The organism is Marinobacter halodurans (assembly GCF_004327985.1).
In the GTDB taxonomy this organism is placed as follows: Bacteria; Pseudomonadota; Gammaproteobacteria; order Pseudomonadales; family Oleiphilaceae; genus Marinobacter_A; species Marinobacter_A halodurans.
Map to the genome: position 1 here is coordinate 1 of NZ_SJDL01000001.1, position 21,756 is coordinate 21,756.

General features: G+C 61.9%; 19 protein-coding genes. 7 read left to right on the forward strand and 12 right to left on the reverse strand.

Translation table 11 applies throughout. The annotated features are described in order from the left end of the window. Positions 1 to 318: 318 nt before the first annotated feature. Positions 319 to 1,776 carry a glyceraldehyde-3-phosphate dehydrogenase gene (locus EZI54_RS00005; RefSeq protein WP_207389113.1) on the reverse strand — a complete coding sequence of 486 codons (1,458 nt, stop codon included), beginning with the start codon at positions 1,774 to 1,776 and terminating at the stop codon, positions 319 to 321. Positions 1,777 to 2,030: 254 nt separating this feature from the next. Between EZI54_RS00005 and mfd the strand changes: the two genes are divergently transcribed. Together mfd and EZI54_RS00015 are read left to right on the forward strand one after the other, a co-directional pair. Then, positions 2,031 to 5,540, forward strand: coding sequence for a transcription-repair coupling factor (mfd, locus tag EZI54_RS00010; protein ID WP_131477789.1), 3,510 nt, complete (start codon positions 2,031 to 2,033; stop codon positions 5,538 to 5,540). 53 nt (positions 5,541 to 5,593) lie between these two features. After that, positions 5,594 to 6,325: a CsiV family protein gene (locus EZI54_RS00015; protein ID WP_131477791.1), complete on the forward strand. Its 732-nt coding sequence runs from the start codon at positions 5,594 to 5,596 to the stop codon at positions 6,323 to 6,325. 5 nt (positions 6,326 to 6,330) lie between these two features. On the opposite strand, the gene EZI54_RS00020 is transcribed toward EZI54_RS00015, so the two are convergent. The 6 genes from EZI54_RS00020 to EZI54_RS00045 form a co-directional block, all read right to left on the reverse strand. Beyond that, entirely contained in the window at positions 6,331 to 7,098 is a 768-nt protein-coding gene (locus EZI54_RS00020; protein WP_131477793.1) for an S-methyl-5'-thioinosine phosphorylase, read from the reverse strand. Next, the gene (locus EZI54_RS00025) at positions 7,095 to 8,342 is read right to left on the reverse strand and encodes a mechanosensitive ion channel family protein (RefSeq protein ID WP_242674295.1); all 1,248 of its coding nucleotides are present in this window, start codon (positions 8,340 to 8,342) and stop codon (positions 7,095 to 7,097) included. The genes EZI54_RS00020 and EZI54_RS00025 overlap by 4 nt, the downstream gene beginning before the upstream one ends. A gap of 66 nt (positions 8,343 to 8,408) precedes the next feature. Then, complete coding sequence (locus EZI54_RS00030; RefSeq protein ID WP_242674296.1) at positions 8,409 to 8,897, reverse strand: L,D-transpeptidase; 489 nt, start codon at positions 8,895 to 8,897, stop codon at positions 8,409 to 8,411. Between the two features lie 174 nt (positions 8,898 to 9,071). Further along, entirely contained in the window at positions 9,072 to 9,731 is a 660-nt protein-coding gene (locus EZI54_RS00035; protein ID WP_131477795.1) for a TetR/AcrR family transcriptional regulator, read from the reverse strand. A 221-nt stretch (positions 9,732 to 9,952) separates the two neighbouring features. Then, positions 9,953 to 11,164, reverse strand: a complete 1,212-nt coding sequence (locus tag EZI54_RS00040) for an ammonium transporter (protein WP_131477797.1) — start codon at positions 11,162 to 11,164, stop codon at positions 9,953 to 9,955. A 363-nt stretch (positions 11,165 to 11,527) separates the two neighbouring features. After that, a complete protein-coding gene (locus EZI54_RS00045; RefSeq protein WP_131477799.1) occupies positions 11,528 to 12,445 on the reverse strand; it encodes a hypothetical protein in 918 nt (305 codons plus the stop codon). Between the two features lie 187 nt (positions 12,446 to 12,632). Between EZI54_RS00045 and EZI54_RS00050 the strand changes: the two genes are divergently transcribed. Continuing rightward, complete coding sequence (locus EZI54_RS00050; protein WP_131477801.1) at positions 12,633 to 13,250, forward strand: riboflavin synthase subunit alpha; 618 nt, start codon at positions 12,633 to 12,635, stop codon at positions 13,248 to 13,250. On the opposite strand, the gene EZI54_RS00055 is transcribed toward EZI54_RS00050, so the two are convergent. Next, on the reverse strand, positions 13,240 to 14,385 hold the full coding sequence (locus EZI54_RS00055) for a class I SAM-dependent methyltransferase (RefSeq protein WP_242674297.1): 1,146 nt from the start codon (positions 14,383 to 14,385) through the stop codon (positions 13,240 to 13,242). The two genes, EZI54_RS00050 and EZI54_RS00055, sit on opposite strands and share 11 nt — an antisense overlap. A gap of 129 nt (positions 14,386 to 14,514) precedes the next feature. On the opposite strand from EZI54_RS00055, the gene EZI54_RS00060 reads away from it, so the two are divergent. Beyond that, the gene (locus tag EZI54_RS00060; protein WP_131477803.1) at positions 14,515 to 14,952 is read left to right on the forward strand and encodes a hypothetical protein; all 438 of its coding nucleotides are present in this window, start codon (positions 14,515 to 14,517) and stop codon (positions 14,950 to 14,952) included. Positions 14,953 to 15,103: 151 nt separating this feature from the next. Further along, entirely contained in the window at positions 15,104 to 15,619 is a 516-nt protein-coding gene (locus EZI54_RS00065) for an acyl-CoA thioesterase (RefSeq protein ID WP_131477805.1), read from the forward strand. A gap of 14 nt (positions 15,620 to 15,633) precedes the next feature. Here EZI54_RS00065 and EZI54_RS00070 read toward each other — a convergent pair whose 3' ends face one another. Beyond that, positions 15,634 to 16,485: a UDP-2,3-diacylglucosamine diphosphatase gene (locus tag EZI54_RS00070; RefSeq protein WP_131477807.1), complete on the reverse strand. Its 852-nt coding sequence runs from the start codon at positions 16,483 to 16,485 to the stop codon at positions 15,634 to 15,636. Positions 16,486 to 16,707: 222 nt separating this feature from the next. Between EZI54_RS00070 and EZI54_RS00075 the strand changes: the two genes are divergently transcribed. Continuing rightward, positions 16,708 to 16,974 (forward strand): acetyltransferase, encoded by a 267-nt coding sequence (locus EZI54_RS00075; RefSeq protein ID WP_131477809.1) that lies wholly within the window; start codon positions 16,708 to 16,710, stop codon positions 16,972 to 16,974. A 5-nt stretch (positions 16,975 to 16,979) separates the two neighbouring features. On the opposite strand, the gene EZI54_RS00080 is transcribed toward EZI54_RS00075, so the two are convergent. Further along, a complete protein-coding gene (locus tag EZI54_RS00080; protein ID WP_131477811.1) occupies positions 16,980 to 18,002 on the reverse strand; it encodes a class I SAM-dependent methyltransferase in 1,023 nt (340 codons plus the stop codon). 58 nt (positions 18,003 to 18,060) lie between these two features. Beyond that, entirely contained in the window at positions 18,061 to 18,939 is an 879-nt protein-coding gene (locus EZI54_RS00085; protein ID WP_131477813.1) for an energy transducer TonB, read from the reverse strand. 559 nt (positions 18,940 to 19,498) lie between these two features. Here EZI54_RS00085 and EZI54_RS00090 point away from each other — a divergent pair. Then, the gene (locus EZI54_RS00090; RefSeq protein WP_131477815.1) at positions 19,499 to 20,527 is read left to right on the forward strand and encodes an NAD-dependent epimerase/dehydratase family protein; all 1,029 of its coding nucleotides are present in this window, start codon (positions 19,499 to 19,501) and stop codon (positions 20,525 to 20,527) included. Here EZI54_RS00090 and EZI54_RS00095 read toward each other — a convergent pair. Continuing rightward, positions 20,513 to 21,634 (reverse strand): tRNA-queuosine alpha-mannosyltransferase domain-containing protein, encoded by a 1,122-nt coding sequence (locus EZI54_RS00095; RefSeq protein ID WP_131477817.1) that lies wholly within the window; start codon positions 21,632 to 21,634, stop codon positions 20,513 to 20,515. The two genes, EZI54_RS00090 and EZI54_RS00095, sit on opposite strands and share 15 nt — an antisense overlap. Positions 21,635 to 21,756 lie beyond the last annotated feature (122 nt).

Sequence of the window (21,756 nt, forward strand, 5' to 3'; positions counted from 1 at the left end):
TGACGATATTGGCCGCCTTACCCAGTGTGACCGCCTCATATGCGATTCCTGTTCGTCAGGCCAGTGCTTTGCCTGCGGCTTCCTTCAGATTCCACCTCGCGGTGGACACCCTTGCCGTTCGGCTAGTGGTTCCCCTTACCGGGCCCACAGGGGACTTGCACCCCCAAGTCATCCGGCCAGCACCACCTGTACCAGAACAGCGCCCGTCAAGGCGCTACGCGCCATGCCTGGCGCACCAACAAAAAGCCCTGCCAGCCTGAGCTGACAGGGCTTTCATATTAAGACTGTTGCGACAGGATCATTCGCCGCACGTTACTCTTACCGCACCCGGGCCGGGAAAATCGGATAAGTCACGCCCGCCATCTGGTTCACACAACGCACAACCTGTGCGCTGTAACCGAACTCGTTGTCGTACCAGACGTACAGGATCAGGCGACGGCCGTTGGCAATCGTGGCCTGGGCATCCACCACGCCAGCATGACGGGAGCCCACAAAGTCCGTGGACACCACCTCCGGCGAATTCACGAAGTCGATCTGCTTCTGGAGCTCGGAGTGCAGGGCCATTTCCCGCAGGTAGTCGTTGGCGGACTCGACTGTCACGTCCTTTTCCAGGTTCAGGTTCAAGATCGCCATGGAGACGTTGGGCGTCGGTACGCGAATCGCATTGCCACTGAGCTTGCCTTTCAGCTCGGGTAGCGCCTTGGCCACGGCCTTGGCCGCGCCGGTTTCGGTAATCACCATGTTCAGCGGAGCACTGCGACCGCGGCGTGATCCCTTGTGGTAGTTGTCGATCAGGTTCTGGTCATTGGTATAGGAGTGCACCGTTTCCACGTGACCATCAATGATGCCGAATTCGTCATTAATGGCCTTCAGCACCGGCGTAATGGCGTTGGTTGTACAGGACGCCGCCGACAGGATACGGTCCTCCGGCGTGATGTCGCCGTTGTTGATGCCATAGACGATGTTCTTGATATCGCCCTTGCCCGGCGCCGTCAGGATGACGCGGTTGGCACCCTTGGACTTCAGGTGCAGGCCAAGACCTTCCTCATCGCGCCATTTACCGGTGTTGTCGATAATGATGGCGTTGTTGATGCCGTACTGGGTGTAGTCCAGCTTGTCCGGGCCGTCGGAGTAGATCACCTTGATGAAGTTGCCATTGGCAATCAGCGCGCAGTTCTCCTCATCCACGGTGATGGTGCCGTTGAAGGGGCCGTGTACGGAATCGCGACGCAGCAGGCTGGCGCGTTTTTCCAGGTCGTTTTCGGCGCCGCCCTGACGCACCACGATGGCACGCAGGCGCAGGTTGTTACCGCCGCCGGCCTTCTCGATCAGGATACGGGCCAGCAGGCGACCGATCCGGCCGAAACCGTACAGGACCACGTCCTTCGTTTCTTTTTGGGCATTTTCGTCACAATCAGCAGCGTATTTGCCGACGACTTCCGCGACCTCATCCCTGAGGAACTGCTCGAGGGAGCGATCGCCGCCCTGCTCCTTGAAGCGCACAGCCAACTTGCCGATATCGATGTGGGCCCGCCCCAGTTCCAGCTTGTCGAGGGTTTCCAGGATTGGCAGGGTGTCGTGGACGGACAGCTCACTGTCTTCCACCTGACGCACGAAACGGTGAGCCTTGAGAATACCGATCACAGACTGGTTGATGATCGCTCTGCCGTAGATCGACGTAACGACGTTATTCTTGCGATACAGGCGGCCGATCAGGGGAATCATCGCCTCCGCCATGGATTCTCTCTCAGTCCAGGCGGACAGGTGCTCGTTCATCTGCTCGTGACTCACGCGAAAACCTCTATTTTTAGCACTTGGGTGGCGACGGCAGGGCCAGCCGCCTCGAATATTTTGGGCGGATATTATCCAATGTAAGGAACCGCCGAACAAGCCCAGACAGGCCAGTCTGGATGAAGGTGCCATGACAGTACGGTAACCGACGGCTAGAATGGCACTCCCCTTTCAAACCGGGTTGTCCTGTTCTCACCCAGACACGAACACCCCAATCCAGCCAGGAAGTGACACGCACCATGACAGAAGCCGTAGCCCATCCCAGCCTTCTTGCTCCCGAGATGCCGACCCAGCCGGCCAGTCACGAGATCTGGAGCGGCCTGCATGGCAGTGGGCAGGCACTGGCCATCTGCGAAGGTGCCCGCCGGCACGATGGGCTGACCCTGGTGATCACCGCCAACACGGACGAAGCCATCCGCCTGGAACAGTCCCTGCGCTTTTTCCTGGGCCTACCCGGCGACGAAAGTGCCGAATCGGTGACCGATGACGGCTTCGAACTCCTGTCGCTGCCGGACTGGGAAACCCTGCCCTACGACATGTTCTCGCCGCACCAGGACATCATTTCCCGGCGCATCCGTACCCTGCACCGGCTCCCCCAGGCGCAGCGCGGCCTGCTGGTCGTGCCCGCCCGGACCCTGCTGCATCGTCTGGCGCCCGTATCCTACCTGCAGGGAAACACCCTGTTGCTGGAAGTGGGTCAGATCCTGGATATCGACCGCTGGCGCCAACAGTTGGAAGCCGCCGGGTACCGGCACACCGAGAACGTCTACGAACACGGCGAATATGCCGTCCGCGGCGCCATCCTGGACATATTCCCCATGGGGGCCAGCCAGCCCTACCGGATCGACCTGTTCGATGACGAAATCGAGACACTGCGGACCTTTGATCCCGAAACCCAGCGGTCCATCGATCAGATCGGACGCATCGAACTGTTGCCCGCAAACGAATTCCCCTGGCACAAGGACGCACGCTCCACATTCCGCAACCGCTGGTTCGAGCATTTCCCGAACGCCGATAAGGATGCGCCCATCTACAAGGATGTCAGCCAGGGCATCACACCGCCGGGTATCGAGTATTACCTCCCGCTGTTTTTCGAGGAGACCGCAACGCTGTTCGACTACCTGCCGGACAACACCCGGGTGTTCACGTCCGCCGGGCTCGAGCCGGCCCTGGACCAGGCCCGGGAAGAAGCCGAAGCCCGCTATGAAGACCGGCGCTACGACCGCTTCCGCCCCATCCTTGAACCGGCCCAACTATTCATGGCCAAGGATGAGTGCTTTGGCCAGATCAAGCAGTTCCCGCGGGTGACCATCCAGGCGGATACGGCCAACGCCGGCGCCCGCGAGCGCACCTGCGACACACGCCCCATGGCTAACGTGGCCATGGACGGCAAGGCCGGCGACCCGGCTCACCGCCTGAAGGACTTTCTGTCAGCGTTTGCGGGGCGAACGCTGCTCTGCGTGGAATCGGCCGGGCGCCGGGAAGCGCTGGTGGACAACCTGGCCGACTACGGCCTACACCCCGTCACCCTGACCGACTGGCCCGCGTTCGTCACGGGAACGCCGAAACTTGCCATCACCATTGCCCCGCTCGACGCCGGCTGCACCCTGACGGAGCCGGGCCTGGCCCTGATCACGGAAACCGAGCTGTTTGGTGAGCGGGTGCTGCAACAGCGGCGCCGGGAAAAACCAACGGAAATCAACGATGCCGGTTACAGGGACCTGTCCGAATTGCGCATGGGTGCGCCGGTTGTCCACATCGACCATGGTGTCGGCCGTTATCAGGGGCTGCAGACGATCGCTGTCGACAAGGACAACCCGGAAGAATTCCTGACCCTGGAGTATGCCGACAACGCCAAGCTCTACGTGCCCGTCTCCAGCCTGCACCTGATTTCCCGCTATGCCGGCACCGACAACGACCTGGCACCGCTGCACAAACTGGGCACCGACCGCTGGAGCCAGGCCAAGCAGAAGGCCCTGGAGAAAATCCGGGACACCGCCGCTGAGCTCCTTGACGTCTACGCCCGGCGCGAGGCGCGAAAGGGGTTCGTGTTCGACAACCCTGCCGAGAGTTATCGCAGCTTCGCCGCAGGCTTCCCGTTTGAAGAGACGCCGGACCAGCAAGCTGCCATCGAGGCCGTCATCGCCGACATGACCAGCGAACGCCCAATGGACCGGCTGGTCTGTGGCGACGTGGGCTTCGGCAAGACGGAAGTGGCCATGCGGGCGGCGTTCATGGCCACCTACTCCGGCAAGCAGGTGGCCGTCCTGGTGCCCACCACCCTGCTCGCCCAACAGCACTACGAATCCTTCCGCGACCGCTTCGCCGACACGCCGGTAAACATCGAGTTGCTGAGCCGTTTCCGCACCGGCAAACAGGCCAGCCAGACCATGAGCCATATCGAGTCCGGCAAGGCGGACATCGTGATCGGCACCCACAAGCTGTTGCAGGGCGACGTCCACTTCAAGAACCTGGGGCTGGTGATCATCGACGAAGAACACCGCTTCGGCGTGCAGCAGAAGGAACGGCTCAAGGCACTGCGCGCCGAGGTGGACCTGCTGACCCTCACCGCCACCCCGATTCCCAGGACGCTGAACATGGCCATGGGCCACTTGCGGGACCTGTCCATTATCGCCACACCGCCGGCCCGGCGCCTGTCGGTGAAGACATTCGTCCGCCAGCGCGAAAATGCGCTGATCAAGGAAGCCATCCTGCGGGAGATCCTCCGGGGCGGCCAGGTGTACTTCCTGCACAATGAAGTCAGCACCATCGAGAGGATGGCTTCCGATCTGCGCGAGCTGATCCCCGAAGCCCGCGTGGGCGTGGCGCACGGACAGATGCGCGAGCGCGAACTCGAACAGATCATGTCCGACTTCTACCACAAGCGCTTCAACGTGCTGGTCTGCACCACCATCATCGAGACCGGCATCGATGTGCCCAGCGCCAACACCATCATCATCGAGCGGGCCGACAAGTTCGGCCTCGCCCAGTTACACCAGCTGCGCGGGCGAGTCGGGCGCTCCCACCACCAGGCCTACGCCTACCTGCTCACGCCGCCGCCGAAGAGCCTGAGCAGCGACGCGGAAAAACGCCTGGAAGCGATCTCCATGGCCCAGGATCTGGGCGCAGGCTTCATGCTGGCGACCCAGGACCTGGAAATCCGCGGGGCCGGCGAACTGCTGGGCGAGGAGCAGAGCGGCCAGATCGAAACCATCGGTTTTACCCTCTACATGGAGCTGCTGGACGAAGCGGTGAAGGCGATCCGCGAGGGCCGAACCCCCAACGCGGAGTTACCGTTAAGTCATGGGACCGAGATCAACCTGCGCATCCCGGCGCTGATTCCGGACGACTACCTGCCCGACGTCCACAACCGGCTGATGCTCTATAAGCGCATCGCCAACACCCGAACCCAGGATGAACTGAAGGAGCTGCAGGTGGAGATGATCGACCGCTTCGGCCTGCTGCCGGACGCGGCCAAGAACCTGATGCGCCAGTCCCAGCTGCGCATCCGGGCGGAGAAACTCGGCATCACCAAGATCGATACGGGCAGCGAATGGGGCCGACTGGAATTCGGCAACCAGACACCGGTCGACCCCTTAATTCTTGTCCAGAAAGTCCAGCGGGCGCCGCAATCCTATAAACTGGAGGGCGCGAACACCTTCCGCTTCAGGCTGAAGGACACAACGACCGATGGTAAACTTGCCGGCGTCGCGGATATGCTCGGGGAGCTGGAGAAAGCGCCCGCGTAATCCATCGCCGCCTCAGGCCAGCTCGCCTGGCCCAGAAACGGGAGTACGGAGTTTTGCAGGATTTCCAGACACGCTGGCTGGCGCCGATGGCCCTGGCAATGGCGCTTTTCTCAATGGCAGGCAAGGCCGCTGCCGACGACAACGTCTATCGCGCCGAGCTGGTGCTGTTCGAAAGGCTGGGCGCCACGGACGATATTGCCGAACAGATGCAGACACGCCGGCCGGAAACGCCCCGGGACGTCACCAGGAACCTTTGGGTCGTCGGCCCTGGCGGTCAGGTCAACTCTGACCTGAACCTGGTGTCGCGCAATAATCTCTATCTCAGCAGTGCCGCCAACCGGCTGGAGAACAGCGGCCGCTACCGCGTCCTGATGGCCGCCGGCTGGGTCCAGTCCTTTCCCCCGGACTACAACGGGCAACCCATGCGCATTGCCCTCGGGGATGTGATTGACCAGGCCGGGGACCGGGCCATCGAGGGGTATATCGATATCGACCGGGTCCGCTACCTGCATGTGACCGCAAAGCTGAACCAGTGGCGGGAGGCGAGCGAGCCGACGAATACCGCCGGTGAGGAGCCGGCGACACAGGACCTGGGCAACAACCCTTACATGCCGGGAGGCGAAGCCCCTTCAGGGCCGCAGGACGTCGCCGGCGACACGCATCCGGACCGCGAGCTCGTCACCTGGCTGCACCAGACCCGGCGCATGCGCAGCAAGGAAATCCATTACCTGGACTCCCCCACCCTGGGCCTACTGGTGTACTTCCAGCCGCTCGACGGCCAGTGATCGGCTCAGTAACCGCCTTGCAGGAACCGGGTCAGGGTGGCCCGGACACCTGACATCCCTTCGTCGATCGCCGCCTGGATGTCGTCCATCGTAATGATGTGATCCGATTTTCCGGCGGCCCAGTTCACCACCAGCGCCAGGCAGGCGTATTCCAGTTCGAGCTCGGCCGCCAGTACCGCTTCCGGCATACCGGTCATCCCGATCAGGTCACATCCGTCACGCTCCAACCGGCGCACTTCCGCCGCCGTTTCAAGCCTCGGTCCCTGGGTGGCCGCGTAGACCCCGAAATCGATGCAGTGGACGCCCCTGTCCAGGGCGGCCGTCTTGAGAGCCTTGCGCAGCCGCTCGGTGTAGGGATCGGTAAAATCAATATGGGTGACGTGCTCCAGTTCCCCCTCAAAGAAGGTACTGGGCCGGCCCCAGGTGTAGTCGATCAGTTGATCGGGAACCACAATCTGTGCCGGCCCCATGGCGGCATGGATCCCGCCCACCGCGTTGACACCGACCACCGCCTTGACCCCCACACTCTGCAAGGCCCAGAGGTTGGCGCGGTAATTCACCTGGTGGGGCGGGATACGATGGGGATCGCCATGACGGGCCAGGAAAACCACCGGTACGCCACCCAAGCGCCCCATGACCAAAGGCGCGGACGGCGCCCCCCAGGGCGTGTCGACGTTACGCTCGCCGGTGATTTCCAGCCCCTCCAACTGGGTCAAACCGGTCCCGCCAATAATGCCAATGGCCGGCGCGTGTGGCGCGCTTGCTTCACTCATGAGTCCACATCTCCATAGGTGGTTCTGTCCGCCTTGCCATCCTCGTCATAGTCGCTGAGCGAATCCGCCTCACGATAGTCGGGACGTTCCTGACTTTCATCATCGTGGCTATCATCCCGGGGGCGCTTGGCATCGGCCTCCCGGTCGAGGCGCACGGGATCGGCCAGATGCAGCGTACGTGTCGGAAACGCGACTTCCGCCCCGTAGCTGCCGATGATCTCGCTTATCTGCAGCAACACATCCTGCTTGATGGCGTGATACTTCACCCATTCCACGGTCTTGGTAAAGGTGTAGACCATGATGTCCAGCGATGAGTGGTTGAACTGGGCGAAATTGACGATCAAGGTCTGGTCGCTGTCGATCTCCTCGTGATTTTCCAGCATCTCGCGGATGTCGTGGACAATGGCGCTGATCTCGGCCACGTCGAGGTAGCGGATGCCGATGGTCTCGTAGATCCGCCGGTTGGTCATACGCGACGGGTTCTCCACCGAAATACTGGTAAACACCGCGTTCGGCACATACAGCGGGCGCTTGTCGAAGGTGCGGATGGTGGTCAGCCGCCAGCCGATGTGTTCGACTGTGCCCTCGATTTCCTGGTCCGGCGAGCGGATCCAGTCCCCCACCTTGAACGGGCGGTCCAGATACACCATCAGGCCGCCAAAGAAGTTGGCCAGCAGGTCCTTGGCGGCAAAACCGATGGCAATACCACCGATACCGCCAAACGCCAGGACACCCGAGATGCTGTAGCCCAGCGTCTCCATGATCACCAGCGCGGCGGTGATCACCACTACGGCCCGGGCCAGTTTGCTGACAGCCATTACCGTGGTGTAGTCCATCGGACGCCGCATCTTTGCCGGCGATGCCAGGATGCTCTCGGCCTGTTTGACAAAGCGCCACAGGGTCCAGACCATCAACCAGATGATGCCGATTTTCAGGACCGTGTCGTTCACCTTGAAAATCTCGGCATCGGAATAGCGCTTCGCGATATTGGCCGCCCAGTACACCCCCTGCAGCCAGACAAAGCCAACCGCCGGCATGCGCAATGCATGCAGGAACGCGTCATCCCAAAGGTTTTTGGTCTGGCTGAATTTGCGTTCCAGCCTCACAATCACCCGGCTGATGATGAAAGCCACCAGCGCCGTCGCACAGACCATGGCAAACACCGCGATGGTGACCCGCCATTCCAGCGACAACAGGCTGTAGTTTTCGACCCAGCTTTGAATACTCTGTGGCGTCTCGTCCAAACTCGTCTCCTGACTGTCTTCTTATACCTGACGGCCCCCGGCTAGCGCCGGAGAGCTCGACGGCCATCACTCCGTGATGGTCACCGCCGTTCCCGGAAGGACCCGCTCAAACAGCGCGATCACGTCGTCGTTGCGCATACGGACGCAGCCATGGGACGCCGGCGTACCCATCGGTTCGGTATCGGGTGTTCCGTGAATGTAGATGTAACGGCGCATGGAGTCGACATCACCACCACGGTTACGCCCGGGTTCGCGCCCGCAAAGCCAGAGGATGCGCGACAGGATCCAGTCCCGATCCGGGCAGGCGCTGGCCAGTTCCGGCGTATGGATCTCACCGGTGGGCCGGCGACCGCGGAAGACCGTGCAGCGGGGCGCCCCGGCGCCGATACAGGCCCGTATATAGTGTTCGCCCCGTGGGGTACAGCCGGAACCGTTGGCTTCACCCGGGCCGTTGGCGGCGGTCGAAACCGGGTAGGTCAACAGCGCGCCATCGTCCATACGCGCGGTCAGCGTCTGACGGGAAAGACTGATCTGCAGATGCTCGGCAAAGGACACACGTCACCTCGGTCCGGTGGCCCGGATTCACCGAATCCGGTTCAATGGCGCAGAGATTACCCCAGGGGAGCCACCGGTCACAACGGGCCAGCCCACACGGGGAGCGGCAACACCCGGTGTTTTACAAAACAGTAATGGAACAGATGGCCCCGGAACAGGACCATGGTGCCGCATTCAGGCGGTCTGCGGTACCGAGATGGGATCGTCGGCCTGCAGGCCCGCAGCCAGGAAAGGCACCAGGCGCGCAGCGATTTCCTGCACCGTGGTATCGATGCCCAGCTTGTTCTCGAGGATTTCGCGCAGAGCGTCGCTGCTGGACATGGTGAAAGCCGTGGCACCCAGCATAAACTGGATGCGCCAGTAACGGTCCACGGCGGAGAGTTGCGGCGTACCGGCCTTGAGCAGTCGCATCAGCCGCCCGAAGGGTTCGCTATACTCCTGCTCCAGGAACTTGCGCAGGTGCCCCTGGGACTGCGTATAGGCCAGCCCCAGCAGCCGCATGAAGATGGAGATCCCCTTTTCATTGCGATGGGGCATGCGTACGGCGCTTTCGGTCAGCACCCAGAGCGTTTGCTGCAGTGTCGGCGGTTCACCCTTGCAGCGGCGTTCAAGGTCATCGAAGGCCTTATCCAGGGTCTCCGAAAACGGCGTCAGGAAGCGGGCAAAGACCGCCTGGATAAGCGCGTTCTTTGAGCCAAAATGGTAATTGACCGCAGCCAGGTTGACGTTAGCCTTGCTGGTAATCATACGCAGCGATGTTTCAGAGAAGCCACGTTCTGCGAACAGCTCTTCTGCAGCATTGAGGATGCGATCAACTGTATCGGACTGCGCCATAACCTACCGCCAAGGGTGAACCTACCAAACGTATGTTTAAAACATACGTTTGATGCCCATCCTTGTCAAGCAACCCGTCGGCCCCGGACAAGGGCGCCCACAGCTCCCATCAACGGCCAGTATAACCCGCCGGTTTTCTTTACAGGCCCATACCCCCGAAACAAAAGAACGCAGGCCCTTTCGGTGCCTGCGTTCTTGTCTTCGAAAGCCCTGGAGACCGGCTACTTATCCATCGACGTGGCCGCGATGCGGTGAACGGACAGGTCAGCGCCCTCAAACTCTTCCTCTTCCGACAGCCGAATCGAACTGACCACATTGACCAGGCCATAGACGACGAGACCGCCGACAAAGGCAACCAGGATGCCAATGACCGTACCGACCAACTGGGACATCAAGCTCACGCCGCCTAGGCCGCCCAACACGGACTGGCCGAAGATACCGGCGGCCAGGCCACCCCAGGCACCGCAAATGCCATGCAGCGGCCACACACCGAGCACATCGTCCAGACGCGGCATCCTGTTCTGGGCCCACTCGAACAGAAACACGAACAGCGCGCCGGCAATACCGCCAGTGACCAGGGCGCCGATGGGATGCATCAGGTCGGAACCGGCACACACCGCCACCAGACCGGCCAGCGGCCCGTTATGGATAAAGCCCGGGTCCTTGCGCCCCACCAGCATGGCCACCACGATACCGCCAACCATCGCCATCAGGCTGTTCACGGCGACAAGGCCGCTGATGCCATCCAGTGTCTGGGCGGACATGACATTGAAGCCAAACCAGCCCACACACAGGATCCAGGCACCGAGTGCCAGGAAGGGAATGTTGGACGGCGCGAATGCCACCACCCGGCCATTGCGGTAACGACCTTTACGCGCCCCCAGCAGCAGGATTGCAGCCAGTGCGATCCAGCCACCGACGCCGTGCACGACCACCGATCCGGCAAAGTCATGGAAAGCGGCACCAAAGGTGGCATCCAGCCAGTCCTGGAAACCATAGTTGCCGTTCCATACCAGCCCTTCGAAGAAGGGATACACCAGCGCCACGATGAAACCGGAGGCGACCAGCATCGGGTAGAAACGTGCCCGCTCGGCGATGCCGCCGGAAACAATGGCGGGGATCGCCGCCGCAAACGTCAGGAGGAAAAAGAATTTGACCAGGTCATAGCCGTTGGCTGCCGTCAGCACCGAAGCGCTGGCGAAGAAGTTCGTATGGTAGGCCACACTGTAGCCGATAAAGAAATAGGCCAGCGTCGAGACACCGAAATCCGTCATGATCTTGACCAGGGCGTTGACCTGGTTCTTGTGCCGCACCGTACCAACTTCCAGGAAGGCGAAACCGGCGTGCATCGCCAGCACCATGATCGCCCCAAGCAGCAGAAAGAAGGTATTCGCACTCTGCAGCAGCGTTTCCACTGCGCTTGTCGTCTCCACGGTTTAATGCTCCCGTCTTTATTCTGATGAACCGCCGGGGCTGCACGCGAGCCGGCTGACAGCCACCCGTCCGCACGTCGTTGCACCTGCATGCCCCGCTGCATTGTTTGGGCGCACACAGATACAAGATGTGTTCCACCCTGGAACACTCGTCCTGACATCAAAGAGTTGGGAGCTATAAAGGGCTTTCAGAAAATAAGATACAGATCTAAAAACGTCGTTTGACGCACCCTTATGGTGCGTTATCAGGAGAGACCGGCCGATCAAGCACCACAATCGATCATGATTGTGATCGCATGATGCACCAAAATGCACCGACCCGAGACACCGGAAGTTCCGGAGCCGACGACGTCACGCTGCAGATCAGTCCGACTCGGCGGATTCTTCCGGCCCGGTTTCCCTGGGTTCAGAGGGATCAGCCGCCGGGTCCGGCCGCTCCCAGCCGTTATCGATGGCCAACTGGTGCCCCTCGAAATACCGGCTCTGGAGGCGATCGTATGCCTTCTCGGCTTCCAGCATGAAAATCAGGTAAAGACGGATGTGCTCACGCCGCCGTAACTGGCGCGCCAATACCCGCTTCTCGGACAGGTTGACCAGCGTCCCGAAACGGGTAGACCGCAACGCCGGGTTGCATTCGGCCATCATCGCGCACTGCCACGCCAGCCCCTCGTCGCCCTCCAGGTGGCTGACATGGCTGCGGGCTTCCCGTAGCCGTTGCTGGCGCAACAACAGCAAGTCCATGTAACTGGGTCGGGAGGAAAAGAGTCGGCGGATAAACGGCACACCCGACAGTGCGATCAGCACGAATGCGCCAAACCCGCTGCCGGCCACCCAGGCGGGAACCAACCCGGGCACCCCGGCCAGGAACACCACAGCCGCCAACGAAGCGGAGAACAGCCAGAGATCCCGACGGCGGCGGGCTGTGGCCAGGCTGAAGTTGTCCGGCCAGTCCGGCATGGCCAGGGTATTGAAATCCAGCAGCAGAACCCGTTCGCACTGACGCAGGAGCCGGCGGCGATCCCGTTGGCGCAGCAGGATTTCTTCCCTGCTCTCGCCGGGCGACTCTTCCGGAGCCTCCCCTGCCTCGGCGACGGCTTCACCAGGTTCGGACCCTGTCTCGTCGGCCTGGGTCGTCTGCGGCGGCCGGGAATCCCCGGCACTGCGGGTCGCCGGTGGTTGGGCACCGCTCGTCGTAGCCGGGGGTTGGGCCGGTTCGGGATCGGCAGGACGCCCAGGCTGCAGGACAGGCGACGGCCGCTCGTTCGCGTCGGATACTGCCATGCCATCCCTCCCCTGTTCGCCTGTCATCGCCGTCAAGCCCCCTTGACAGAAAGGGTATCGGCGGCGGATTGGAAACCTTGAGCCGATGGCGTCTTGGCACCGACAGACAGGACCGTTATCCTACTGCCAGCCTGTGGAGCGCCCCGAACCGGCGCCCCCGACTTTCCTTTCCAGCACTGGAGACACCATGTTTACCGGAATCGTTCAGGGCCAGGCCCGAGTCATCAATGTGGCGCAACGCCCCGGCCTGTCCACCTTTATCCTGGCCTTTCCGGAAGATCGTGTCGACGGTGTCGAAATTGGCGCCTCGGTTGCCCTGAACGGGACCTGCCTGACCGTCACGCGGCAGGAAGGGAAGACACTGTATTTCGACGCCATGCAGGAAACCCTCAGCCTGACCACGCTGGGCGACCTGAAGACCGGCGATCACGTCAACTTCGAACGCGCCGCCCGCATCGGCGATGAGATTGGCGGCCACCTGTTGTCCGGGCACGTTCACACCACCGCGGAAGTCACCGCCATCGAGACGCCGGAGAACAATCGCACCCTCTATTTCCGGGTGCCCCGTGACTGGATGAAATACATCTTTGCCAAGGGCTATATCGCCGTCAACGGTGCCAGCCTGACCATTGGCAGCGTGACGGAAGACACCTTCAACGTCCACCTGATCCCCGAAACCCTCCGCGTCACCACCTTTGGCGGGCTAGCTGTCGGCGACCGGGTCAATGTCGAGATCGACAGCCAGACCCAGACCATCGTGGACACCTTGGCCCGCATGGGTTACGACCGCCCCGTCAACGGCTGACGCGGCAGGCGAAGATCACGAATTTCGGATCGCCCCCCTGCTGCGCTACCACACCAAACCAGCGTTTCAGCTTGACGTGATAACCCAGGTGGCGATTGCCCACCACCAGCAACTGACCGCCTGGTGCCAGCGCGGCCGCGGACTGCCGGAACATTCGCAGGGCGATGTGGTCACCCACGGTTCCACCCTCGTGGAACGGCGGGTTACACAGGATAAGATCAAAACGCTCGCCCCGCGGGACGCCGTCTCCATGGTGGAACCGGGCCCGGTCGACGACGCCTCTCACCTCACAGTTGTACCGGGCACTGGCCACGGCCTGGCTGGACACATCCGCAAACGTCACAACGCAGTCCTCACGATCCAGCAGTGCCGTCACCCCGAGCACGCCGTTGCCACACCCCAGGTCCAGCACGCGCGCGCCTGCCGGCAGCGCGGCCAGCGCCTCCCGCACGTGGGGCAGGAACACCCGCGTGCCCCGGTCGAGCTGATCGCGGGAAAAAACAGCGGGCAATGCTTCGATCTCGCCTGCGGTATCCGCCATGGCATACCCGGCAATCTGCCGGTTCCAGTCGGCCAGGCCTGCGGCGCCGCGCCGGGCGAAAATGACGCGGGCCTTGCGTCTGGCCGGTTGGGCCTCGTTACTGCCCATCAGTCGTGCAAAGACATCGGCACAGCGGTCCGGCAGGTGTTTGATCATGCCCCCGGCAATTACCAGGCCGCCCGGAACCAGGTGGTCATTGGCCCAGCGCAGCAGGTATTCCAGGTAATCCAGGTGGCGGGGGATCTTGAGCACAATGACATCGAACCGATCGGCTGGTGGGGCCAGCCAGCTCTGAACCTCCGGTGGCGGACAATCGTTCAGTTCCGCGTTCCGGTTGACGGCCACCCGGCACAACGCGCTGTCGGCCAGGCTCACCGGCGTATAGCTCGCCAACCCGAGGGTCAGCGCGCCAAAACCGTCGTCAATGATGGCCATGTCTGGGCGCACCGGACCTACCTCCGGCCAGCGCTCCAGAACCGCCGCTATAAGCTGCTCGTCCGCGGCGTCCCAGGCCCGCAGCTCGCGGCCGCCTTTCCCGGGGCGCTCAAGACGCAACATGCCATTTCCCAGTTGCAGCTGGTTATCCGCCGACACTCCGATCTCCACCGTTATAATCCTGATAGGCTGAACACTCTAATAATTGTCGCTATGGTAACCCCATCATCAAGTCAGCCCGCTTGTAGCCGGCACCGACCGGCTACGCAGTCTACGCGAGAGGTAATCATGGTGCAGTATTCTTTGAAGGACAGTCTGGAAAACGTCAGGCATCTCCGGGAACAGATGGAAGCCCAGATCCGCCCCCAGGTGGATGCCGCTTCCATCGAACTCAGGAAGATGCTGAAGGACATGGGCGCGGATCCGTCGGAGAACGCCAGCCTGGCGGACATCGTCAGCCAGATTCGCGAGCGTAACCCCTCCCTGCGCCAACTGGCCATGCGACTGGATATTGCCACTTACGACGTCCGCAGGAAGCTGATCTGGAATGCCAACATGATGTCGGCTTACCTGAGCGACCGCGCCGGTAAGGCGTATGAGCTGGACGTGAAACCCAAGCTCCGGCATTACCGGACCAGCGCCGAAAGCCGCGCCAAGGCCCTGATCGACCAATGGCACGATCTGCGACCCAAACAGAACGACACCGGGAATCACGGAAACGACTGACGCACGAGTCAAACGTTGCATCGACGACAGCTCCATTGCGGAGCTTCCTTGCCCCTCACCCCTGGGGCTTTTTTCGTCTGAATGGCCGCCGGCTGCGGTATCTGAGAAACTGGCGCCCGCAGACCATGCGATGTTACGAGGAACTCCGCCCATGCAAACACTCTGGACCGCGACGGTTTCGGCGTCCGCGATTGAAGGTCATGTCTACAAGGTTTTCCCGAATGACCTGAATGCCCACCAGACCGCCTTCGGTGGCATGATCATGGCCAAATGCGACCGGCTGGCCCTGGTGGTGGCCGAACGCCATTCGGGCTGCGTCTGCGTGACGGCCGCCGTGGATTCGTTCGCCTTCCGGGCCCCGGCCAAGGGCAACGACACCCTGATTTTCAGGGTGTCGATCAACCGAAGCTGGCATTCGTCGATGGAAATCGGCGTACGGGTGGTGGCTGAAAACAGCTACACGCGGGAAGAGCGGCATATCGTGTCGGCGTACTTCACGTTCGTCGCGCTGGACGACGCCGGGAATCCGGTGACCGTCCCGGAAGTCGAACCGGAAACCGACAAGCAGCTACGCCGGTACCGTGAGGCCGATATGCGCCGCGAATCGCGCCTGAAGATGCGGGCTGATCTCAAGCGTTCGCGAGCCGCCGATCCCAGCGCCCCCTGAGGTCACCGCCCGGTTCAGTGGCGGGTGGGTACCCGTGCCGCGAGGCCGCCGGATTCCGGACGCAGCGGGACATGGCCGGCCCAGGCCGGCGGCCTTGACGGGCTTCGCGCGGGCTCGGAGTCGACGATATGGGACCGCTCCGACCAGTGCAGAATATCCAGGCTGCCGTCGAACCCTTCCACCAATGCTGTACAGTGCTCGACCCAGTCCCCGTCGTTGCAATAGAGACCGCCCGTTCCCTGGCGAAACCCGGCCGAGTGGATATGGCCGCAGATATAGCCGTCGTACTGGCCGCGCTCTGCCGCAGTCAGGGCTGCCATCTCGAAGCGCTGGATGAAGGCCCGGGCCTGACCGACGCGGGTCTTGACCCAGGCGGCGAGAGACCAGTAGGGCCTGTTCCGCAGCCGGCGCCAGGCGTTGTACCAGCGGTTCAGCCGCAGCAGCACCCCGTGCGCCCGGTCACCGACCAGCAACAACAACGGGCTGCAACGTACGACCTGATCGAACTGGTCACCGTGACACACCACAAAGCGGCGACCATCGGCCGTCGTGTGCACGGCCTTGTGGCGCAGGTCAATACCCGCCAGCGTCTGCCCGCAGAAGTTACGCAGGAATTCATCATGGTTACCGGGCACGTAGATGACCCGGGTCCCGCCCGCGGCGAGGTCGACCAGTTTCCGGATCACGGCCTGGTGGGAGACCGGGAAATGCACCCGTCGCTGCATGGCAATCAGGTCAATGATGTCACCCACCAGGTAAAGCGTTTCGCACCGTACGTTGTCCAGGAAATCCAGCAGATAGTCCGCCTGGCAGTCGGGTGACCCCAGGTGAACGTCCGAGATAAAAACACTCCGGTACTGGTGCATCCACATTCCCCCTCACCGTTGGCTGGTTCCATCGCCAGCCTCCCCCGTCGCAGTGACAGCCTTGTGACGGTTCGGGGACATTTCAGTGAACGCCGGGAGCGATGACAATCCACTTTATCAAGGGACGACGTAGGGACTATGCTGACCGTACAGTGAGTCGAGGAACCCCGGAACGGGCGTCATCCTGCGCCGCGTTCGTGGCTCCCCAAGGGAGGTAAGTCCATGCTGCTCAAACACATGCCCACCGGGCACCTGATCGAGACCAACGATCTGACAACGCTGACCAACCCCTGCAAGGATACGGTGGAAGCCTGGTTCCTCTGGGGTGAGGAACCCCAGGACCCCGAACGCTTCGACAAGCAGTCGCTGGTTTTCCCGTCCGGCGAGCAGCTTCCCCATTGCTGGTGGGATATCCATTACCAGGAGGAGGGGCGGGTCCCGCACCGTCCGTCAGCAGCGGAAGGAACGTCCGGCTATTACGGCGCCTGACGCCGCTATCGCCGAAACGCCCGATAGACGCTGAACTTGCGATCCTCGCTGAGGGTCTCGCACGGACCGATGTACCGCTTGATCAGCTCCGGATACGGCAGGAAACGGTTCGCCACGATGCGCAGCTCACCACCGGACTCCAGGTGATTCGCCGCCTCCCGCAGGAACGCTTCGGTCATGGAGGTATCGGTCTTCACACCGGTGTGGAACGGCGGGTTACTGACCAGCAGACGGTAACGGCCGGCCACCGCCGCCAACCCATCGGAAGATCGGATCTCGCCCTTGACGCCATTCCGGGCGTAGGTCGCCCGGGCACAGGCGACCGCCTGGAACTGCACATCCACGGCGTCGACCGTCAGATCCGGCGCCTTTCGGGCCAGCCAGGCCCCCACCACGCCGGCACCGCAGGCAAAATCCAGCACCGGCCCCACCGGCGTTTCTTCCCCGAATGAGGCCAACAACTGCTCCGTCCCGGCATCAAGCCGGCCATCGGAAAAAATACCCGGCAAGCCGGCAACTTCCAGCTCGATCCCGCCTGCGCGGATGGTGTGCCAGCTCTTCCAGGCGTTCAGGTTGAAGCCGGTCATGCCGGCAGGCACCCTGGCCATCCAGACCTGGCAATGGCGCGCGCTATCGACCTTGTAGGCATCGGGATAGGTAAACTGCAGCACCCGCGCCCCACCGGCAATGCCTTCTTTCTTCTCACCAATCAGCAACAACGTGCCACCGGCACGGGCCAGATGCCCCGCCAACGCCAGCCTGAGTTCCAGTTCCTGACGGGACTTGGGCATGAAGACCACAACACTGTCCACGCTATCGGCGGTCAGCGCCGCGCCCTCATAGCCAAAAACCGGCTGCCAGTCCGTCAACGCCTGCCATTGCTCATGAATGCCGGCATGATCGGTCACCAGCAGGCCGGGCTCTCCCGGTAGCTGGCCCAGAATAGACGCGTCCACCAGGCCGATCAGGGCCAGGCGGCCGGTCAGGTATTCGCTGTTGCGGAGCAGAACGTCATGAGTATTGCGCATGGTGAGTCGTTTCAGGCTGTTGGCGATGCGTTACTTTACCCGCTGAGCCCGGCAACCGCTATTCGCCGGTATAGCGGAATGTCAGGTACCGGTAATAGCGGGCCGCGACAATGGGCGAATCCGGCACCTCGAACCGGGGCACCGCCCGGATCGCCTGCAGCGCACTGGCGTCCAGGCGGGTGTTACCGGAGGACTGGACGATTCGGGCCGATAGCAGGTAGCCGGAAGGGTCCAGTTCAAAGGCGATAATACCTTCCTCATAGGCCTTCGCATCCAGCGGCCTGCGGAACCGCTCATCCACCTGAATCTGCATCCGGGCCAGGAAATGGTTGACCATCTGGATGCGACGCCGTTCGATCTCGCTATCCTTTGAGCCGGCCCGGGCCCCCGCCAGCTCCTGGTCCGACAGGGATTTCATGCCCTGGGGTGCCTGCAGTTTCTTCTCCTGTTTCTCGGGAACGGAAGTCGATGACCGGTTCGACGTGACCTGGGGCCTGGCGGTCGCCCTGTCGGTTCTATCCGGATGCCCTTCGGCAATCCGGGTCCTTTCATCCTCCGCGTTGACATGGGGTTGAGTGGGTTTGCTCTCCCCCGCCACCGGCGTATCTTCGACAGGTGCATCAAAGTCAGTTCCACGCAGATCCGTTTTCTCGGCGTTATTGCGTGGCAGGTGCTGGCGCTGCTCGGCAGAATCCGGCTGCCGGGCCGCCGGTTGCTTTTGCTTCAGGTGCGGTTGAGGGGCCGGTTCCGGTTTGTTTCTGACAATCTCAATCGAGAGCGAACCGATATCGTGGGGAGCATCGGGTTGCCAGAAATCGTCCGGAAACAGAATGAACAGGAGAAGATGGACACAGGCACTGAGCGCCAGTATCAGGGCAAATCGGGGTCGTAATTGACTGCGATCGTCTGGACTGGGTAAACCGTCGGATGCTGCCATGCTCACCGGGCCGGGAAGGAAAACCGTTGGCGATTATCTTTCCACAGCCCGGAACCGATGGAAACCTCCCGCCGGGAGGCGAATACCCTGACAGGGCCGATTACTTGTAACGGGCAACAATCCCCACTTGCAGGGCATCCTGCGGGGACATGTCCCACTCGTCGCGCTGGTTCTCGTCTGCGGGTTTCGCAGGAGGAGGAGTTCTCGCGTCGCTTTGCGCAACACTGCTGTCCTTGTGACCTTTCCGCCGATCAATCATCTGCTGCATTCGTTTTAGCATGGTGTGTACCTCTTTTACCCACCGCAAATCATTGCCTTGCTGACAGGCCAAAAATCCTCCGTGATATTCCACCTGGTGACCGTTCCATTATCGCCATGGAACCGGGCCGTTATCGTGAACTGTTTCACGTGATTTTACAATATTTTAATATTCACAATAAGTTACATAGAGTCACACAAAGACAAAGAGACTTGTTCGACAGATCTGTCTCCACTTCCATGGAAGAATCGGTTAGCGTCTCGATTCATCTCATTGTCAATGCAATTCAGGGGCATCGCCATGCGCGTTCTCGTTACCGGCGCCAACGGTCATATTGGCAGTCACGTCGTCCGCCAGCTGATCGAACAGGGGCACAGTGCCCGGGCTTTCGTCCGCCCATCGGCGGACCTGCGCGGTTTGGAAGGGCTCGACGTCGACCTCTTCCGCGGTGACATCATGGACGCCCAGGCGTTGACCGAGGCCGCGCAGGGCATGGATGCCATCATCCACATGGCTGCGGTCTACAAGACCATTGCCCGATCACCGGACGAGATTGTGGAGCCGGCCATCCAGGGCGCCCGCAACGTCTTTGCCGCTGCCCAAGCCAACCGGATCCAGCGCATTGTCTACACCAGTTCGGTGGCTTCCGTCGGCTTTTCGTACGACCCACAAGAGCTGCGCACTGGCGACGACTGGAACAACGACCCCAGCAATCCCTACTACATTGCCAAGACCCGCAGCGAACAGACCGCACAGAAACTGGCCGAGGAATCCGGCATCCACCTGGTCGTGATCTGTCCGGCCATCGTACTGGGTCCTGGCGACTACCGGGTGACGCCGTCCAATCAGTTGGTGATGGACTGGTTGAATGGCGTCGGGCAGACCTATCCGGGCGGGTTGAACCTGGTCGACGTCCGCGATGTGGCTGCGGCCCATGTTGCCGCCCTCACCCGGGGCGAAAACCGGCGACGCTACGTGGTGGGCGGCGAAAACGTTGAGGTCAGGCAGGCTGCCCTACTGCTGAAGCGACTCACTGGCATCAAACCGATGCACCTGCCCTTCGGTCGCGGCATGCTGTTGTGGAGTGCCAAGTGGACGGAACGCGTGTGCAGGCTGTTCGGCGTGACCCCGCCCTTCACCTACGACCTCGTCTATGAGGTTGCCGAGCGCTACGCCTACATCGATACCCGGGAAACCAACGAGACGTTCGGACTGGCGCCCCGGAATGCGGAGCAAACCCTGCAAGCCTGTATTCAATGGCTGCTGGATCAGGGACGCCTCAAGCCCAGGGCCGCCGATCAGGTCCGTGCCGCTCTAGGGAGCCAGTAACCTTGTCAGCCGGTCCCGGTAGCGTGGCTGGAGTCGCGAAAGGCGCCAGTTGTCGATAGATTCCAGCGGCCGGTCTTGCAGCATCGTCAGCAAGGTTCGGGCGGCACCATCGGCCTCCAGCTCAACATCGTCCGGACGGCTACCATAAAGGCCTCCTGGGGCGATATATTCCGGATAGGCCAACCTTTCCGGCGCCAACGCCAGGCACCCGGCCGCTATGGCTTCAAGCATCGACAGCCCCTGGAAATCGTGTAGCGCCGTGGAGATCACGACATCGGCCTGGCGAAGCAGGTTATCGTAATCCTGGCGTTGGGCCAGATAACCCCAGTGAACCAGGTGTTCGGCGTAGCGCTCGCGAATCGCCGCAAAGGCCTCCGGCTGACGCCGGAACTGTTCGCCCACCACACTCAACCGGAAATCCTGCCCCCTGGCCACCAACTGCTCCAACAGCGCGAACAGGCGATCCGGGCCCTTGTCATACTCCCAGCGGTGGTTCCACAACAGGTGTGGGCAGTGCCGGTCGATGGCACGCTCCTCCCCCGCAAACAGGTGATCGCCGATGGGCACCGGGAGGACTTCGGACTTCCCGTCGATGCGCTCCGCCACGCCCTCGGGAACCGCATCCGGCAACCGGGCCAGCAGATTGCGGATCCCTGTCAGGAAACTGGTCCGGTTCCAGTCGCTGTTAAACGCCACCCAATCCGCTGAAAGCGCGCTGTACAGGTTCACCATCTGGTGGTCGACGCTGGCGTGCTGGTCGCCGGAATCCGGATAGGCAAACTGGTTTTCGTGCATGTAGAGCAGCACCGGCACGGTAGCCAGATGCCGGTGAAAGGCCCGCAGGCCGGTTACATCCACCATGGACGTCGCCACCACCAGGTCCCAGTGCTCCGCCAACAGCGGCTCATCCAACCAGCTCAGGGCGTTGCCCCGGATCCGCCAGCGGAAGTAGCGTGGTGGCAGCGTCAGGACCTGCCATTCGAACGCAGGCTGCGACGCCACAAGTTGCTCGCGCCAGCGGCGATGGCTACCGGCATCGTATCCGGACAGGAGCAGCACGCGGGGACGGCAGTGACGAAACCGGGTGTGCAATATCAGTTCAGGCATGCCGGTATTCTACCGGAATGGCCCGGCAAGTAACCGGGGCCGAACGCCCCTGTGCAAAAACCACTGAAAGAGGCACACTGGATCCAGACAGCAATAACCAAAGGAGCCATCTGTTCCCGGCG